The sequence below is a fragment of the Brevibacterium yomogidense genome, from assembly GCF_016107685.1.
In the GTDB taxonomy this organism is placed as follows: Bacteria; Actinomycetota; Actinomycetes; order Actinomycetales; family Brevibacteriaceae; genus Brevibacterium; species Brevibacterium yomogidense.
This window is the reverse complement of sequence record NZ_JABASY010000002.1, coordinates 772,843-788,130: the sequence shown is the minus strand read 5'-3', so window position 1 is coordinate 788,130 and position 15,288 is coordinate 772,843. Positions and strand designations below refer to the sequence as shown.

Genomic DNA, 15,288 nt, shown 5'->3' with positions numbered 1-15,288 from the left:
GTCGTAGCCGGAAGGGCGGGATGCGCGACGGGTGTGCAGTGTGCCTGGCGGTGGGAGGACTCAGAAGCGGGACGAGCTCCCGGCTCCGCGGAACCCTCCGCCGGAGGAGCCGAAGCTGGTGTTCGACCCGCCGGAGCTCCTGGCCATCTTCTTCCGCTGCTCCGCCGCGCGGTGGCGCTTGGCTCCGACGGCATACCCCACCGCGAAGGATCGCGGCGAGTAGAACGAGGTCCTGTCGTAGAAGCCGGTGATCGACCGCGCGTTGCGGTTCCGCCTTCGTCGCTCTTGCCAGATCGCCTTGTCGACATGCCTCGCCAGTGAACGGTTGGCGGGCGCAGATACCCGCTCGATCATCCCCATGCGACGGGTGAGCTCCTCGCGGATCCGCGCGATCTCGTCGAGGCACTCCGAGATGTTCTCCCCGTCGCCCGCGACGCCGCGGGCGCGCACTGCCTCCAGCTGTTCGAGCGCCGTGTCGCAGAAGTGGGTGAGGTCGGCCGCCGCGGCACCGCCGATACGTCGGCGGATGTCCGAGTTGTCCCGGGCGTCCCGCAGGTGGGAGGCTGTCTCCTCGACCTCGTCGGTCCAGACCTCCTCCCAGTTCCCCTCTCCCATGTAGAGGGCCGTCGCCCTGCGGACGAGGCCCGCCGAGTCCTCGATGTCCTCGGCCGTGCGCGTGACACCGTGGATCCGCTTCCACAGCCCGACGTTCGCAGCAGTGACTGTCCGAACCGGAGCCGCCGCGATCGCATCGCGTGTATCGAGTGTCTCGTCGTACTGGCGGAGCACGGATGCCGCCGTGTTCTTCACCCGACCGCCGAAGCCGTGGTCGACGATGAACTCCGTGGCGGAGACCGTGGCGTGGACGTCGCGGGTGGCGAGTGTGAAACGGTCGTCGGCGTCCTGGAACCGCCTGCGCATCACCTGGATGCCTGCGATATTGAGGCCCGCCAGGACCGCCACCCCCAGGGGGAGTCCGTAGGTGACGCCGAACCGCGTCCAGGCGGGCCGGGCCATCTCCCCGGCAGCCGCGTCCGCGATCGCGATGACCCCGTCCTCCCAGTTCCTGTCGCGGAAGTCGTCGTACCCGTGGCTCTGCAGGTCCTCCTGGGCGCTCACGGGTTCGACCTTGACGTCCTCGCCGAAGTACGTGCCGACCTGACCGCTGCCGGTGCCGTCGTTCTGCTCGACGGAGACCGTGAGCAGGAGGAGCCCGTCCGCCCAGTACCGTCCGTCCGGTGACAGGAGGCCGTCCTGAGGGCGGGAGCGCGCCCACTCGAGTGTCTCCGCATTGATGTTGTCCGAGTACTCCCCGTCCCGCGCCCAGACGACGACCCGGACTGGCTCATACGTGCGCAGGGCGGCGATGTCCTCCTCGACGAGGACCGTGTCGAGGACTCCGGCGTCGTCATGCACGTCGACCGCCGTCACGCGCTCGTCCGGCCGGCCCAGGACGGCTAGCGCGACGCAGGCGACGATGCTGAGGACGATGAGCAGTGCGGAGAGCAGCGAAGCGATGCGCGCCGTCCTCGAGAACCGGTCCGTGGACATCCTTCTCCCATCTGTATCCGCCCGCTGCAGGCGCCGTCGTTGGTCCCATCCTGCCAGTGAGAGCGAGGTCGGCCGCAGGCGGTAGCATGGAGCGTCGTCCACCCTCCCGATAGGAGTCGCCTGCCGATGACGTTCCTCGAGTCCGTCTCCTCACCTGACGACCTCCGTGCGCTGACGCTCGCAGAATGCGAGGTCTACGCCAAGGAGGTCCGTGAGGACCTCGTCGAGACGGTGTCGCGTACAGGTGGCCACCTCGGCCCGAACCTGGGGGTCGTCGAACTCACCTTCGCCCTCCATCGTGTGTTCGAAAGCCCCCGGGACACGATCCTCCTGGACGTGGGGCACCAGTCGTACGTGCACAAGTACGTGACAGGGCGCCGCGAGCGCTTCGAGACCCTCCGTCAGCGAGGGGGCCTGTCCGGCTATCCCTCGCGGGCGGAGAGCGAACACGACGTCGTGGAGAATTCGCACGCATCCACGTCGCTGTCCTGGGCGGACGGGATCGCCAAGGCCCACCAGATCCGCAGGGAGGACGACCGGTGGGTCGTCGCCGTGATCGGGGACGGCTCGCTCACGGGCGGCGTCGCCTGGGAGGCGCTCAACACGATCGCCGCGGATGATTCGCAGCCGCCTCGCAAGCTGGTGATCGTCATCAACGACAACGGCCGGTCGTACGCGCCCACGGTGGGAGGACTCGCAGCGCACCTCGACTCCCTGCGGGCGTCGAACAGCTACGAGAAGCTGCTGTCGTGGGGCAAGGAGCGCCTGCAGCAATCGGGCCCTCCCGGTCGCGCCGCCTACACCGCGATGCGCGGTGTCAAACGCGGGCTGCGCGACATGACCGCGGACGGCGGTACCGGGATGTTCGACGCGCTGGGCCTCAAGTACATCGGACCGGTCGACGGGCACGACCAGGAGGCAGTCGAACGGGCATTGGCCCTTGCGAAGGACTATGAGAGCGGCCCCGTGATCGTGCACACGCTCACCCGCAAGGGCTACGGGTACGGACCGGCAGTCGCGGACGAAGCAGACCAGTTCCATGCCGTCGGGGTGATCGACCCGCTCACCGGCAAGTCCCAGCCCAGCAGCGGGCGGTCGTGGACCAGTGCTTTCGGCGACGCCATCACGGAGATCGCGCGGGAGCGCGATGACATCGTCGCCATCACAGCAGCCATGCTGGCGCCGGTGGGCCTCACCCGATTCCGTGAGGAATTCCCCGACCGGGTGTTCGACGTGGGGATCGCCGAGCAGCACGCTGTCGCATCCGCCGCGGGACTCTCCTACGGCGGCCTCCACCCTGTCGTCTGCCTGTACGCGACGTTCATGAATCGCGCATTCGACCAGCTGCTCATGGACGTCGCGCTCCACGGCCAGGGGGTCACGTTCGTGCTCGATCGGGCCGGCGTGACCGGTCCCGACGGGCCCAGCCACCACGGCATCTGGGACATGGCGCTCCTGCAGGTGGTCCCTGGACTCCGCCTCGCGGCTCCACGCGATGCGGAGCGCCTCGTGGAGGAACTGCGAGAAGCCGTCGCCGTCGAGGACGCCCCCACCGTCGTGCGGTTCTCCCGCGGCAACGTGGGACTGGAGATCGCACAGCTGCGCCGCACCGACGACGGTGCGGACGTGCTCGCGGACGTGCCGGACGGGCTCGGGCCGGATGTGCTCATCGTGTCCGTGGGTGCGTTGGCCGACCGCGCGCTGGCGGTCCGGGAGCGTCTTGCCGAGGCCGGGATCGGTGCGAGCGTCGTCGACCCCCGGTGGGCCCTTCCCGTCCCCGAATCCGTCCAGGTCATGGCGCAGGAGCACCGGTTGGCAGCCGTCATCGAGGACGGCATCCGCACCGGCGGCGTCGGTTCACGACTCCGGCAGGAGCTGCGTGCTGACGACTCATCGGTGGGGGTCGTGGAACTGGGCGTGCCGGACGGCTTCCTGCCGCAGGGGACTCGTGACGAGGTGCTCGACTACGCAGGCCTCACCGTCGACGCGATGACGGAGCAGATCCGAGCACGGCTGCCCCGACGCACCTGAGGACGGTCGGACACTGCGTCCGTGTCGTCGCAGCGGGCTTCTTTCAGCCCTTCACACTGCGGGCAGCGGCCAGCAGCACCGGGAAGGACAGCTCGCGCTGCCACTCCCGCGCGCCTTCGTCCGTGAGGAAGGCGAGGAGCACATCCGGGTCAGCAGGGTCGCGCAGCGTCGCCGCAGACCGGACGAGGGCGGGCTGGAGGAGGAGATCGTGCGGGATCCCGGTCGATGCGGACAGTTCCCGCATCCCCTGTTTGAAGGACTCGGTCCGCTCCTTCACGAGTGCACGGTCGAGCCTGCGGCCCGGTGACGTCGAACGACTGCGACGTGGGAGCTCCGCCTCCGGCAGGGAATCGGCGCGCACCAGTGCGTCGGCCCACCGCTGGGCATGCCGTCGCGTGAGGCGTCCCGTCCCCAGGACGCGGAACACGTCGTCTGCCGTCCGCACGCGATTCTGCGCGAGTGTGACCGCGTCGCGGTCCCGCAGGATGCGGCTGGGCGCGGCGTCGTTGTGCGCTGCGATCCGGTCGCGTGAGAGCCAGAGCTCCCGGGCACGTGCCAGCTGACGCGGGACCTTGAGGCTGCCCAGGCCGTTCATGCGTCGCCACGGCTCTTCGTGCACCGTGGGGGTGAAGCCCAGCAGGTGCTCGAACTCCTGCTGCGCGTATTCCGCGAGCCCCGTCGACTGCAGCTGGGCGTCCAACCGGTCCGCGACCTCCAGGAGGACCTCGACGTCCAATGCGGCGTACGACAGCCACGAGTCCGGCAGTGGCCGGGTCGACCAGTCGACGGCCGAATGCTCCTTCGCGAGGCGCACGCCCACCGTCTCGCCCACGACCGCGGCCAGACCGAAGCGCTCGAAGCCCAGGAAGCGGGCGGCCAGTTCCGTGTCGAAGAGCGCATCCGGCTTCATGTCGAGGTCGGAGAGGCACGGCAGGTCCTGAGTGGAGGCGTGGAGGACCCATTCGCTGCCCCGGAGGGCGTCGTCCAGCACTGCGAGGTCGTCGAAGGGCTCGGGGTCGATGAGGAGGGTCCCTGCCCCTTCCCTGCGCAGCTGGACGAGGAATGCGCGCTGGCCGTAGCGGAACCCCGAGGCCCGCTCTGCGTCGACGGCGACGGAGCCCGTACCGCTCGCGAGCACCTCTGCCGCTTCCTTCAGTCCTCTGGTGGTGTCGATGACATCGGGGACCCCGTCGGCGGGGACCCGCAGCAGGGGGAGTGCTTCGTCCGCGTGGTCAGAGCTCATCGGCGCCTTCCTGGCAGTGCGGTGACGCCTTCGGGGAGTGGTGGGAGGCCGGCGACGGTCGTGAGGAGGTCGATCCACGCGTCGAAGTGGTCGACGATGTCCTCCGGCTCGTCGAGGACGGGCGTCCACGACGCACGCAGTTCCAGATCGATGGTCGACGGGCGCGCTGCCAGCGTGCCGAAGCTCTCCGACAGGACCCGCGTCGTGGTGCCGCCCGCCGCGACGGTCTCGCAGTCATGCGCGGACAGTGCGTCCGTGAGCCACGACCACGCGACGGCGCCGAGCATGGCCTCGTGGCCCATGTCGTGCTCGAGTTCCGCGCGGATGTACGACACGACCCGGAAGTCGCCCTCCCATTCGGCGGGAGAGGCGGGGTCATGGAGGACGACGATGCGACCGGTCGCGAGTTCGTCGATCTCCTCGCCCGTGACGCGCTGGAACGACGCGTCGGCGTGGACCTCCGCGCCGATCGCGGTGGCGAAGGGCGCGAGTTTCGACGGCGCCTTGATCGTCGAGACCGATACGTGGGGCACGTCGGAGGCGTCCGCGAGCACGGACTCGACACGTGCGAATGCCTGGGGGACCGGATGGATCGGGGACGGTGATGCCACGACCTCCACGATAGGCGTTGCGGAGTGTGACGTGGAGGACCCACGCCGGACCGGCGCCGGAATACATTCACCCCGGCCGCGCATTCACGATCATGAGCCGTACGCGGTCCGGTGAGCGGACAGTCGCGACGGCGGAACGGAGGACGATGACCGCGTTGCACACTACGACCCCCACACCAGGTGACCACGATCTGAGCGCTGAGTTCCGAGCTGCGTTCAGACATCATCCCGGCGGAATCGCGATCATCGCGGCCGCGGGCGACGGCGGGCCCGTCGGCATGACCGCCTCGAGCGTCGCGAGTGTGTCCGTCACACCCACGACCGTGCTGTTCTCGCTCATGCGCTCCAGCAGGTCCGCTGTGGGCGTGCTGGAGGCGAGTGCGCTGAGCGTCAACCTGGTGAACGCGGATCATGCGGAGCTCGCGCAGATCTTCGCCGCGCACGGTGCGGAGAGGTTCACACCTGAACAGGGGTGGGAGTTCCTTCCGGACGGCACTCCTGTGCTCGGTGACGCGGCGGCCTCCCTCATCGGGCACGTGACGCACACGGTCGAGCTGGGTGAAGCCGTCGTCGTCGTGGCGGAGATCACCGACGTGCGGCGTGGAGACCCGGGCGATGCACTGGTGTACCGCAACCGGGCGTTCCACCGGCTGGAGGACCGGACCGCTGACTGAGACGGGGAGTATCGCGCACCAACGGTGTTCTCACGCCGATGGTCGGTCTGCGAGACTGGGGATCATGCACAACACTCTCGTCTCCGCCGCCCTGTCGAAGCCCGTCAGCCGGACTCCGGTGTGGTTCATGCGGCAGGCGGGACGCTCGCTGCCCGAATACCGCGAACTGCGGGAGGGCACCACGATGCTCGGGTCGTGCCGCACCCCCGACCTCGTCACGGAGATCACCCTCCAGCCCGTCCGTCGCCACGGCGTGGACGCGGCGATCTTCTTCTCCGACATCGTCGTCCCGCTCGAGGCGGCCGGCGTGTCCGTGGAGATCGTGCCGGGGACCGGCCCCGTCATCGAGCATCCCGTGCGCACCCGTGAGGACCTCGCGCGACTCGACGACCTCACCCCGGACATGATCGGCGACATCGCCGAATCGATCGGCCGCATCCGGGCGGAACTCGATGAGAAGCACCCGGACACCGCACTCATCGGCTTCGCCGGCGCCCCCTTCACCGTCGCGAGCTACCTCATCGAGGGCGGACCCAGCCGCAACCACGAGAAGACCAAGGCCATGATGCTCGGGGATCCCGAGCTGTTCTCCGATCTGCTCGCCAAGCTCGGCCGGATGTCCGCCACCTTCATCGACGTCCAGCTCTCTGCTGGTGCTCAGGCGTTCCAGCTCTTCGATTCGTGGGCGGGCTACCTGTCCGCGGCGGATTACAGGAAGTACGTGCTGCCGCACTCCGCGGCCGTCTTCTCGTCGCTGTCGCACCACGACGTGCCTTCTTTCCACTTCGGCGTGCAGACGGGCGAGCTGCTGAGCGACATGGCGACCGTCGGCTGCGACGTCGTCGGTGTGGACTTCCGTGTGGACCTTGCAGACGCGTCCAACCGCGTCCGCCCCGGTCAGGCCCTGCAGGGCAACCTCGATCCCGCCATGCTCTTCGCCCCGTGGGACGTCCTGCGGCCCCGCATAGAGGAGATCGTGCGCGCGGGACTCGCCCATGAAGGGGGCCATGTCTTCAACCTGGGCCACGGAGTGCTCCCGACGACGGACCCCGCGGTCCCCGGCCTCATCGTCGAGGAGGTCCACCGGATCTCCTCCGAGATCCTGAGCGCCTGACCGCTGTGGCTCGGACCCTCGCCGTCGTCGGAGCCGGAGTCTCCGGACTCGCAGCCGCACGCGCCGCAGCACTGCGAGGCATGCACGTCACGGTGTTCGAAGCGGCTGACAGGGCCGGCGGCTGCCTGTCCCGCACCGATCTGGGCGGTTTCCTGCCCGGCGGAGCGGACGACGGGGCCGAAGCGTCGTTGAATCGCCGCCCCGAAGCGCGGGACCTCATCGAGAGCCTCTCACTCGTCCCGGTCTTCCCCTCCCGCCAGCACGGCTCGCGGCTCGTCACACCGGCCGGTACCGCCCCGATCCCGGCAGGCACGCTCATGGGGGTCCCGGCGGATGCGGAGTCGCTGCGCGGTGTGCTGAGCGACAGGGGAGTCGAACGGGTCGCCGCGGAGACCCTGACTCCTCCGGTCGACGGCGACGTCTCCTGCGGGGAGTTCCTCGCAGCACGGTTGGGAGACGAGTTCGTCGACCGCATCGTCGACCCTCTCGTGGGCGGTGTGTACGCCGGCCGGTGCCGGGAACTGTCGCTGGAGGCCACGATCCCCGCACTTCTCCCGGCGGCACGGCAGGGGACGTCCGTGCTCGACACCGTGCGGTCGGTGCTCCGGTCGCGCGCCCGGACAGCCGGTGCGGACATCCCGGGTGCGGGGCGGACGCAGAGCGGAACGCGCGCACCCGATGAAGAACCGCCTCCGGTCTTCCTGTCCCTGGCCGGCGGCATGAATCGGATCGTCCCCGCTCTCGTCGCCGACCTCGAAGCGCGGGGCGCGTCGATGCGGTGGCGGGAACCCGTCCGTGCCGTCGCAGCCCGTGGCCTCGTCCAGACCGAAGGCGGGGCGGAGGAGTTCGACTCCGTCATCGTCGCTCTGCCCGCATGGGCGGCCCGCAGCGTGCTGGTCGAGGGAGACCCGCAGGCAGCTGGCGGGCTGGGCGGCCTCCTGGACGGGATCGACTATGCGACCTCGGCGGTGGTCACCGCTGTCCTGCGGGACCGCGATGCACCGCTGGAAGGGTCGGGCTTCCTCGTGCCCCCGGCGCTGGGCGGACTCGTGAAGGCCTCGACGTTCTCGTCCAACAAGTGGCCGTGGATGGCCGAGGCGCTGCCGGACGACCACCGGGTCGTGCGTGTGAGCGTCGGTCGTCGCGGCGACGAGGAATGGACCGGTTTGGACGACGAAGCACTCGTCCAGCGCGCGTTCGCGGAATGGCAGGGTCTCACGGGCTACGACGGAGACCTGCTGCACGCGGAGGTGAAGCGCTGGGTTCGCGCGCTGCCGCAGTACGGTCCGGGCCACGCCCAGCGGGTCGCGCAGATCGATGCGGCAGCGTCCCGCCTTCCCGGCATCCACCTGGCGGGCAGCTACCTGGACGGTGTCGGCGTCCCCGCCTGCATCGGTCGCGCCGCACTCACGGTCGACCGCCTCACGGCCGCATGACCACTGACCCACCCCTACGACCACCGAATCCCACTATGAGGAGGACTCCTTGAGCGAGTACACACAGCCCACGCCGGAACAGATCGAGAAGCTGAACGCAGAGATCCGCTACGTCGCCTACTCCGTCTTCGCGGTGGTCGACGAACTGGGTGACGAGGACCGCGCAGCCGTCGCCACCGAGGTGCGGGACGCGCTCGCTCCGCTCGAGGAGCAGGGCCTCGTGGTCCGCGGGATCTACGACGTGTCCGCGTTCCGCGCGGACGCGGACATCATGTTCTGGTGGCACGCGCCCACCCCGGAGCTCATCCAGCAGGGATACGCCGCGGTGCGCCGCGCGCGCCTGGGTGCTGCGCTCGAATCGGTGTGGTCTGCGATGGCGATCCACCGCCCGTCCGAATTCAACAAGTCCCACCTGCCCGCATTCCTCACGGACGACCAGCCGGGCGGGTACATCTGCGTCTACCCGTTCGTCCGGTCGTACGAGTGGTACATCCTTCCCCCCGAGGAGCGGTCGCAGATGCTCCGCGATCACGGCGTGGCCGCGGCCGGGTACAAGGACATCAAGGCGAACACGCTGTCGTCGTTCGCGCTGGGCGACTACGAATGGGTGCTCGCCTTCGAAGCGGACCGCCTGGACCGCATCGTCGACCTCATGCGCGACCTGCGGGACACGAAGGCACGCCTGCACGTGCGGGAGGAGATCCCGTTCTTCACGGGGCCGCGTCGGGAGCTTGAGGACATCCTGACCGGCTGGCGCTGATCAGTCCGGCTGGCGCAGGTCAGTCCGGTCGGCGCTGATCAGCCGAAGGGCATACAGAAGGCGGGTGGGCACAGTGTCCACCCGCCTTCTGCGTGTCACCGGCCGTGCGGCGGACGGTGCATGGGCACGTGGGGGATGCCGTCCTCCAGGAACTCCGGTCCGTCCACCGTGAAGCCCTGCCGACCGTAGTACTCCGCGAGGTGCGACTGGGCGTTGAGGGTGAGCCCGCCGTGACCGAAGACGCGGACGACCTCCTGCATGAGGCGGTGGCCCAGGCCTTCGCCGCGGGCATCGGGGGAGGTGACGACGCGGCCCACGCTGCGGGCGCCCGCACGGGCGGCAGGGCCGTCTGCAAAGCCGTCCGGGAGGATCCGGGCGTAGGCCCGCGGTTCGAGGCTGAGCCCGCTGGTTCCCCCGTGCGAATCCGCAGCGGGCCGGGGTGCGGGGTCGGCGGCGGGCAGGAAGAGGTGCTGTGCACCGGGCATCAGGTCGACACCGTCCATGTCGAGGTAGGCGCAGTCCTGCTCGACGACGAAGACCCTGCTGCGCAGCTGGAGGATGCCGTAGAGCTCCGAGGCGGTGAGGCCCGCGGCATGGGTGAGCACCCACCCGTCGGGAGAGACCGTCCGGGCTCCCGTGGCTGACTCCGCGGCCTCGGGCGCCGCCACCACATCGTGCAGGGGGCTCATGCGCGTTCGGCAGCAGCGTCGTCGGCCGGGATGAGACGCAGACTCAGCGAGTTGATGCAGTACCGCAGGTCTGTGGGCGTCGGGAAGCCCTCGCCGCCGAATACGTGACCCATGTGCGAGTCACAGGCGCTGCAGCGGACCTCCACCCGCTCCATCCCCATCGTGGTGTCCTTGATGTAGCGGACCCTCTCCTTCGCGAGCGGTGCGTAGAACGACGGCCATCCGCACGCCGCGTCGAACTTCGTCTCCGACCGGAACAGCTCCGCGCCGCAGGCACGACACGCGTACACTCCCACCGTCGGGTCGTTCTCGTACTCGCCCGTGAAGGGACGCTCCGTGCCCGCCTCCCGCAGGACGTGGTACTCCTCCGGGGTGAGGATGTCGCGCCATTCCGTCTCCGTGCGTGCCGCTGTCGAGCCCGCGGTCGTGCTGTCGTCCACTTCCGATCCCTCATCTCTGTGCGTGTCGTCCCGATCCGCCGGTTCGCGCCCTGTATGCACGTTCCGCCGCCGGATCGGATCCTGACACCTTCCGGGTGCCACCAGAGTAACGGCCGGGGCGCGTCGTGTGTTCCCTCCCGTCGCACAGCCTTCCCCGCTAGGATCGGGGGTCATGGGCCACGACACCTCACGGGAGCTGGGACTGCGGGAGAAGGCGCTGCGCACTGCGGTGATGGCGGCGGGGATCGCCGCCGGTGCCGGGGCGCTGATCTCCGTCGCGTCATCGGGTCTCGCCGTCTACTTCGCCCGGCGGATCGTCGTCCCGGAGCACCAGCCCGAAGACCTCGACATCCTTCACGTGTCCGGTTTCGACGACGACCTGGTGGTGCAGCTGCCGGCGACGAAGGACACCATCCTTCCCGGCAGGTACGGCCTCATGTTCGACAGCGGTCGGGGGCTCGCGCAGATCGGCGAGATCCTCGAGTACGATCCCGCATCGCAGACTGTCGCGCGGCGGGTGGTCTCCGTCATGTCCGGCGACCTCACCGCAGCGAGGAGCGGGCGATGGACGGGGACGGTCTTCACCCACCCCTCGCAGTTGGACATTCCGTTCGAGGACGTCGTCCTGCACTCGGACGTGGGCGACCTCCCGGCGTGGCTGCTCCCCACATCCGCTCCCGACCCGCTCGACACCTGGGCCGTGCTGGTCCACGGTCGGGGCTCGACGCGGGCGGAGGTGCTGCGCGCGGGCCGCGTCCTCGATTCGATCGGCATGCCGTCGATCGCGATGTCGTACCGCAACGACGCAGAGGTCCGTGACGGCGGTCGCGCACGGTACGGGCTGGGGGACACGGAGTGGTTCGACGTCGATGTCGCGATCGACTACGCCCGGGCGCACGGCGCGCGGCAGGTCGTCGTCTTCGGATGGTCCATGGGCGGGGCGATCGCCTTCCAAGCGGCTTCGCGCGGGCGGAACAGGGGCTTCATCGCCGGGCTCGTGCTCGACGGCCCGGTGGTGGACTGGCACGACGTCCTCGACAACCAGGCGAAGTTGAACTATCTGCCCACACCCATCGCTCGGCTCACCCTCGACATGATCACGCGTCCCTGGGCGCGATCGATCACGGGTCTGCAGACGCCGATCGACCTCGACCGGCTCGACTGGGTCACGCGCGCGGCGGAGCTCGACAAGCCGGTCCTGCTCATCCATTCGGACGACGACGCGTTCGTCCCGTCGGGTCCGTCCCACGCCCTCGCGCGGGTCCGCTTCGATCTGGTGACGATGCCGGAGTACGACACGGCTGCGCACACGAAGGAATGGAATGTGGACCCGGAGCGCTGGGAGGACGATGTCGCGAACTTCCTCGAGTCGAAACTGGACCTGTGACACGGCCGACGGTGTCGGCCCCGAGGTCCTGACCCTCACGTCCAGTCCCTGAGGTCCGGACCCGGAGTCGTCGTCCCTGCAGTCCTGATCCGTCCGCACTGCGTCCTCGTCCCCGCCGGACTCTTCGACCGGTCCGATCGGACCTAGCCCGGGAGTGGCAGGCCCCACCGCTGGATGAGGGTCGTCCCGTCCGACACGAGGCTCAGGAGCCGGAGCGCGGTCGCTGCGGGGTCTCCGTGATCGTCGAGCAGACCGCGGGGAGCCCCTGCAGGAGGTGCGCCGGCCAGCAGCGGTGATGTCGTGAGGCAGAGTTCGTCGATGGCGCCTGTGTCCATCCAGTCGCCCAGCAGGTCGGGACCTCCTTCGTGGAGGATCTCACGGCACCCTCGTGTCCGAAGGTCGGTGAGCACGGCGCCCGGTTCCACGCTGTCCTCGTGGAGTATCAGCGCGTCGTCGCCCAGGCGGTCCACGATGAGGGCGCGTCGCTCCGCATCGCAGGCGTCTTCCACGGCGTGCACGACGACCCGACCGCTGCCCGCGGCGTCGATGCGGTCGAGGTCGAACCGGCCGGACCGGGACACGAGTACGAGGAGTGGTGCGGGTACCTGCCCGCGGTTCCGCCGCTGCTCTGCGTGCCGGGGTTTGGCGTGGAGGCGCGTGTAGCGCTCCGCTCGCGCGGTGCCCGCTCCCACGACGACGGCGTCCACCACGGAGCGCAGGACGGAGAACACCCGCTTGTCCGCGGGCGACGAGATGGTGCCGGACAGAGAGTCCGAGCCGGTGACCGCGCCATCGACCGTCGTGACCATGTTCGCGCGCACCCATGGACGGCCGGGGTCCTCGGTGTGGAGCGCATTCCGCGGTGCATTCGTCCGGTCGAGGTAGAGGCCGACCAGTTCGGCTTCATCGCGCAGCGGCGCGAGCGCACGATGGCGGGGCAGGAGCTGGGTGAGGTGGGTGCCGGCGGTCACTGTGCGAGGAATTCCTCACTGCCCATCGCGATGTGGGGCGAACGGTCCGGGTCGAGGGTGGTGAGAAGTGTCTCCATGTCGTCTTCCGGCAGTGCGATGCAGCCTCGCGTGGGGCTGCCGTGCTCGACGTGCAGCCAGATCTTGCCGCCGGCGTCCCAGCCGTCGGGCCGTGTGTTCTCCGTGGGGGCGACTCCGGTCTTCCGGTTGTAGTCGATGGCGATGACGTAGTCGAAGACGGATGCGTACCCGTCCCCGTAGACGGCTTCGGCACCACTGCGCAGTCCCTCATCGCGATGGTATGGCAGCTGGGAACCGGGGTCCGGGAGGTAGCCGCCTGCGTCGCTCAGGCTGAAGACGCCGGCGGGAGTGGTGCGGTCGCCTTCGTGCCGGTCCTGCTTCCATCCGTTCGCGCCGTTGCGCCCTGTCATCGTCACTGTGCGCCGCCACGTCCCGTCGTCCTCCTCCCACAGGGCGAGTGCGGTGCGCGTCGCATCGTCGTCCGCGCCCGAGGCCACGAGGACCTGTTCTGTCCCGTCCGGTATCCGTCCGGCTGTCGCGGGCCCCAGGCCGGTCGCGGGATCGGCCAGATCGGAGACGGCCTCGGCTGCGCCGCCGTCGGATCCGTCGGCGTTGCCATGAGCGCCGGTGGACGTATCGTCAGCGCCACCGGCAGCGGGGTCGCCGAGTGGTGCGGGGATGCGCTGGCGGGGAGCGTCGAACTGGACGATCCCACGCTGCGCGGGTGCGGTGAACGACGCCGCGGAGTCGTCGGAGGCGGTCGCCGCGTGTGCTCCCGGGGGCGCGAGCGCGAGGGCGGACACCACGAGGGCACCGGCGAGGAGGATGCTCGTGCCGCGCGCGGCGGAGCGGGCCCCGTGGTGCGCAGTCCCTGTGTGCGATCGGGTCATGCTGCCCAGTCTGGCACCGCAGAACGTCCGAGTCACGGAAGGCGCACCGTCCGCGGGGTCCGGCGCGCGTGCTTCTTGAGAGAGCGTTCAGGGGCCTCCGTCGTAAGATGACGGCATTATGTCGATTCCTCCTCCGCCGCAGCATCCTCCTCCGCGCCGTCAGCCGCAGGAGCCAGAGGATCCGTCGCTCACGACGCAGATCTTCCTCGATCAGGCCCGCGCAGCGACGAGCGGCGGGACGGGCGCTGCCGAGCAGGGCGCAGGCGGATCGACGGGGCGGAGCATCCCCACGGACGACGCACAGACACAGGCACTCACCCCGCAGGGGATCGCGGAGGCGCGGCGCCTCGACGCGGAATCCGGTGCGGGGTCGGAATCCGCCGCGGAGCCGGATGCGGACGCGGGCGGGGAATCGACTCGCGTGCTGTCGATGGAGGAGCTGCGGGAGATCGCCGCGTCCTCGCGCGTCGAAGCGATCGACGGTCCGCGCGAGGCCGGTCCGCAGGCGGAGTGGGCGCCGCGGGCCGGTGCGCAGGACGAGGCGCGTGCGCGTGAGCAGGCGGCCCCGGGAGTCTTCTCGACGGCGATGCCCCCACCACAGGTGCCCACCTTCGCCGTCCCGCCGCCTGTGCCGCCACCGGTGGCACCGCCGGCGCCCCCGTCTGCTCCGTCCCCCTCCGCGCTCCCACCTGCGCACACCGTCGCGAGTGGTCGGCATCCGCACGTCGCTTACGCCGCCGGCACTCACGACGGGACGGACCTCCAGGGGGAAGAGGGGCGTCGGCCTCCGCAGAGACGACGGATGCCGGCCCTCGCGATCGCCTTCGTCGTTCTGTCCGGACTCATCGTCCTGGGCATCGGCGGCTGGATCGTCGTCGACGCGCTCAGCCGATCGGGTGATGAGATGCAGCAGACGGCGCCGCCCCCGGCGACGCAGGAGTCCACCGGTGAGGGCGGGCTGGTCGACGAAGCGGACGATGCGAGCACGCCCCCGGAGGCGGCGGACGTCGAATCGTTCGTGACCCCGTCGGGCAATATCGGGTGCACGATCGACGCGGAGCGCGCGCGCTGCATCGTGCAGTCGTTCGACTACGACCCGCCGGATGCGCCGGACGGCTGCACGATGGATGCGTGGGGTTCGATCGTCGTCGCCAACCGCGACGGAGCCGGTTTCTCCTGCACGCCCGCCCCGTTCCCGTCGGACGCCGAAGCGTTGGACTACGGACAGGCCGTGAGTGCCCACGGGATGACGTGCACGTCCTCGGAGACCGGCGTGTCGTGCCGATCGGACGACTCGGGTGCGGCGTTCTCCGTCGCGCGTGGCTCCGCGGGCTTCGACCAGCCGTGAATGTGCTTGCAAGCGCTCCGCGTCCACCATGCGGACTCGGACATGCGTGCGGAAGCCGAAGGAGAATAGGGTGACGTGCATGGCATGGGGTCTGCTCCTCCTTATTCGCCGCGACGAGGCCTGAA

14 protein-coding genes are annotated in these 15,288 nt (G+C 69.8%); 7 read left to right on the top strand and 7 right to left on the bottom strand.

Annotated elements, in window-relative coordinates:
- Positions 1-60: 60 nt before the first annotated feature.
- The gene (locus tag JFC09_RS07930; protein ID WP_198393419.1) at positions 61-1,551 is read right to left on the bottom strand and encodes a DUF5129 domain-containing protein; all 1,491 of its coding nucleotides are present in this window, start codon (positions 1,549-1,551) and stop codon (positions 61-63) included.
- A gap of 126 nt (positions 1,552-1,677) precedes the next feature.
- Here JFC09_RS07930 and dxs point away from each other — a divergent pair, with 126 nt between their 5' ends.
- Complete coding sequence (gene dxs, locus JFC09_RS07925) at positions 1,678-3,582, top strand: 1-deoxy-D-xylulose-5-phosphate synthase (RefSeq protein WP_198393418.1); 1,905 nt, start codon at positions 1,678-1,680, stop codon at positions 3,580-3,582.
- A gap of 43 nt (positions 3,583-3,625) precedes the next feature.
- Here the strand turns inward: dxs and JFC09_RS07920 are convergent, their stop codons facing one another.
- Entirely contained in the window at positions 3,626-4,825 is a 1,200-nt protein-coding gene (locus JFC09_RS07920; protein ID WP_198393417.1) for a ribonuclease D, read from the bottom strand.
- Positions 4,822-5,436, bottom strand: coding sequence for a DUF3000 domain-containing protein (locus JFC09_RS07915; RefSeq protein ID WP_198393416.1), 615 nt, complete (start codon positions 5,434-5,436; stop codon positions 4,822-4,824). The genes JFC09_RS07920 and JFC09_RS07915 overlap by 4 nt, the downstream gene beginning before the upstream one ends.
- Positions 5,437-5,582: 146 nt before the next feature.
- Between JFC09_RS07915 and JFC09_RS07910 the strand changes: the two genes are divergently transcribed.
- From JFC09_RS07910 to hemQ, 4 genes are all read left to right on the top strand, one after another.
- Complete coding sequence (locus JFC09_RS07910) at positions 5,583-6,110, top strand: flavin reductase family protein (protein ID WP_232483231.1); 528 nt, start codon at positions 5,583-5,585, stop codon at positions 6,108-6,110.
- Positions 6,111-6,174: 64 nt separating this feature from the next.
- Positions 6,175-7,224 (top strand): uroporphyrinogen decarboxylase, encoded by a 1,050-nt coding sequence (hemE, locus tag JFC09_RS07905; protein ID WP_198393415.1) that lies wholly within the window; start codon positions 6,175-6,177, stop codon positions 7,222-7,224.
- A 5-nt stretch (positions 7,225-7,229) separates the two neighbouring features.
- On the top strand, positions 7,230-8,660 hold the full coding sequence (hemG, locus tag JFC09_RS07900; protein WP_332839696.1) for a protoporphyrinogen oxidase: 1,431 nt from the start codon (positions 7,230-7,232) through the stop codon (positions 8,658-8,660).
- A 49-nt stretch (positions 8,661-8,709) separates the two neighbouring features.
- Positions 8,710-9,420 (top strand): hydrogen peroxide-dependent heme synthase, encoded by a 711-nt coding sequence (gene hemQ, locus JFC09_RS07895; RefSeq protein ID WP_198393414.1) that lies wholly within the window; start codon positions 8,710-8,712, stop codon positions 9,418-9,420.
- Positions 9,421-9,515: 95 nt separating this feature from the next.
- On the opposite strand, the gene JFC09_RS07890 is transcribed toward hemQ, so the two are convergent.
- Complete coding sequence (locus JFC09_RS07890) at positions 9,516-10,109, bottom strand: GNAT family N-acetyltransferase (RefSeq protein WP_198393413.1); 594 nt, start codon at positions 10,107-10,109, stop codon at positions 9,516-9,518.
- Positions 10,106-10,549: a peptide-methionine (R)-S-oxide reductase MsrB gene (gene msrB, locus JFC09_RS07885; protein ID WP_198393412.1), complete on the bottom strand. Its 444-nt coding sequence runs from the start codon at positions 10,547-10,549 to the stop codon at positions 10,106-10,108. Before msrB ends, JFC09_RS07890 begins: the two co-directional genes overlap by 4 nt.
- 172 nt (positions 10,550-10,721) lie before the next feature.
- Between msrB and JFC09_RS07880 the strand changes: the two genes are divergently transcribed.
- Positions 10,722-11,936, top strand: a complete 1,215-nt coding sequence (locus tag JFC09_RS07880; RefSeq protein WP_198393411.1) for an alpha/beta hydrolase family protein — start codon at positions 10,722-10,724, stop codon at positions 11,934-11,936.
- A gap of 143 nt (positions 11,937-12,079) precedes the next feature.
- On the opposite strand, the gene JFC09_RS07875 is transcribed toward JFC09_RS07880, so the two are convergent.
- Entirely contained in the window at positions 12,080-12,907 is an 828-nt protein-coding gene (locus JFC09_RS07875) for a dihydrofolate reductase family protein (protein ID WP_198393410.1), read from the bottom strand.
- Positions 12,904-13,815, bottom strand: coding sequence for a L,D-transpeptidase family protein (locus tag JFC09_RS07870; RefSeq protein ID WP_198393409.1), 912 nt, complete (start codon positions 13,813-13,815; stop codon positions 12,904-12,906). Before JFC09_RS07870 ends, JFC09_RS07875 begins: the two co-directional genes overlap by 4 nt.
- Before the next feature lie 118 nt (positions 13,816-13,933).
- Here JFC09_RS07870 and JFC09_RS07865 point away from each other — a divergent pair, with 118 nt between their 5' ends.
- Complete coding sequence (locus JFC09_RS07865) at positions 13,934-15,163, top strand: hypothetical protein (protein ID WP_198393408.1); 1,230 nt, start codon at positions 13,934-13,936, stop codon at positions 15,161-15,163.
- Positions 15,164-15,288 lie beyond the last annotated feature (125 nt).

Excerpts from the sequence above, each read along its gene's own strand:
- JFC09_RS07880 (WP_198393411.1), top strand. The coding sequence starts at position 10,722 with ATGGGCCACGACACCTCACGGGAGCTGGGACTGCGGGAGAAGGCGCTG.
- JFC09_RS07865 (WP_198393408.1), top strand. The coding sequence starts at position 13,934 with ATGTCGATTCCTCCTCCGCCGCAGCATCCTCCTCCGCGCCGTCAGCCG.
- JFC09_RS07870 (WP_198393409.1), bottom strand. The coding sequence starts at position 13,815 with ATGACCCGATCGCACACAGGGACTGCGCACCACGGGGCCCGCTCCGCC.
- dxs (WP_198393418.1), top strand. The coding sequence starts at position 1,678 with ATGACGTTCCTCGAGTCCGTCTCCTCACCTGACGACCTCCGTGCGCTG.
- JFC09_RS07890 (WP_198393413.1), bottom strand. The coding sequence starts at position 10,109 with ATGAGCCCCCTGCACGATGTGGTGGCGGCGCCCGAGGCCGCGGAGTCA.
- JFC09_RS07930 (WP_198393419.1), bottom strand. The coding sequence starts at position 1,551 with ATGTCCACGGACCGGTTCTCGAGGACGGCGCGCATCGCTTCGCTGCTC.
- JFC09_RS07920 (WP_198393417.1), bottom strand. The coding sequence starts at position 4,825 with ATGAGCTCTGACCACGCGGACGAAGCACTCCCCCTGCTGCGGGTCCCC.
- hemE (WP_198393415.1), top strand. The coding sequence starts at position 6,175 with ATGCACAACACTCTCGTCTCCGCCGCCCTGTCGAAGCCCGTCAGCCGG.
- JFC09_RS07910 (WP_232483231.1), top strand. The coding sequence starts at position 5,583 with ATGACCGCGTTGCACACTACGACCCCCACACCAGGTGACCACGATCTG.